Genomic DNA, 1,441 nt, shown 5'->3' with positions numbered 1-1,441 from the left:
GCCCCCGGCATGTCATCGACGCCTTCGGCTCAGTCTCATATCCGCGGATACCGCTCCGGCGGCCCGCAATCCTCTCCTTCGGCGGGGTTCCCCTAGTCTGTCTTCGCGCATGCGGCGGCCGCCGCGCGCACAGCGAGAACGGGGGTGTCCCCGAAGGCTGCCCGGCTCGCCGGGACGGGGGCTTATGTCTATTCCGCGCCCTCCCGGCACATCGTGCCGAGGGCCCACAGCCACCTCACGAGCTCGGCCGCGGTGGCCGCGTTCGCCTTCGCCTGCGGCATCCCGCGGGCGATCATCTCCTCGCGGCGGCGCAGGAGCCTCTCGGACCCCTTCCTCCCGTGCATCCTTATCTCGAGGGGCACGCCGGAGCCCTTGGGCATCAGCTTCGGCTGGTGGCCGGCCTGGGCATAGCACCAGGACCCCTCGACAGCCAGCTTCCTGACGAGCGCGTTGCCGGCCCCGCTGATTCCGCCGAGGCGCACGGAGTCCGCGCTCGACCTCTGCTTCGGGGCGAGGCCGAAGTAGGCCGTCACCTGCCTGCCGGAGCGGAACCTCGAGAAGTCGCCGACCTCGGACGCGAAGGCGGCGGCGAGCGCGAACCCGCACCCCTTGATCGACTGGAGCGCCTCGACCTCGGCCGAGAGGGGGCCCGCCGCGACGGCGGCCCTGTATTCGGCGAGGAGGGCCTCCCTCGTCTCGTCGGCCGCCTCGACCTCGTTCCTCAGCGCCGCAAGCGCCCGGATGCCTCCGTCGTCGGCGGGGTGTATGCCGTCGAGCCACCTGAGGAAGCCGTACGTCCAGTACTTCCGGGGGTTGCCGGCCGGCGTCGTGCCGCCGTAGACATAGCCGCGGCGGGCTAGGAACGCCAGGAGCCGCTGCTTCGCCGCCGCGAGCCTCGCGGTCGCCGCGTCGTGGGCGGCGGCGAGGTCCCTGAGCCCCTCGATCTCGGGGGACGGCACCCATACCGGGGTGACGTCGTGCGACAGTATCGCCTTGGCCATCCTGGCCGCGTCGTTGCGGTCGTTCTTGGACGAGAGGTCGGCAGCCGACCTCGGGACCTTGGAGACGGCCGCGACGACGCAGTCGACGCCGAGCCCGGAGAGCTCCCTTTGCGGGGCGAAGCCGAGGTAGCCGCTCTCGTAGGCGGCGAGCGACGGGCCGGGGAAGCCCGACATCCACTCCGCGACCTCGCCCCAGGGGTTGCCGCGGAACCTCCTCGTCACGGCCTCGCCCGTCTCCGCGTCGAGCGCGCAGACGGTGGTGGACCTGAGGTGTACGTCCATTCCGAAGGCGGTAGAATATCTAGGCACGGGAGCCTCCCAACCTCGTTGCGGCGCGGCTGCGCCTCTGGCACTTCAACAACATTGTCGCAGCCCCGACCCGCGGTCACGAGCGGGGGCTCCTGTCGTTTCCGTGCCCCTGGATTGGGTCATAGTGTCTG

1 protein-coding gene is annotated in these 1,441 nt (G+C 71.1%); it reads right to left on the bottom strand.

Going from position 1 to position 1,441, the window contains the following annotated elements; translation table 11 throughout:
* Positions 1 to 188 precede the first annotated feature (188 nt).
* A complete protein-coding gene (locus DW645_RS09815; RefSeq protein WP_117641087.1) occupies positions 189 to 1,310 on the bottom strand; it encodes an IS110 family transposase in 1,122 nt (373 codons plus the stop codon).
* Between the last annotated feature and the right edge of the window lie 131 nt (positions 1,311 to 1,441).

It is taken from the genome of Collinsella sp. AM23-17 (assembly GCF_003470945.1).
Taxonomy (GTDB): domain Bacteria; phylum Actinomycetota; class Coriobacteriia; order Coriobacteriales; family Coriobacteriaceae; genus Collinsella; species Collinsella aerofaciens_O.
The sequence above is the reverse complement of the archived record's forward strand: the minus strand, read 5'-3'. Positions and strand labels throughout refer to the sequence as shown.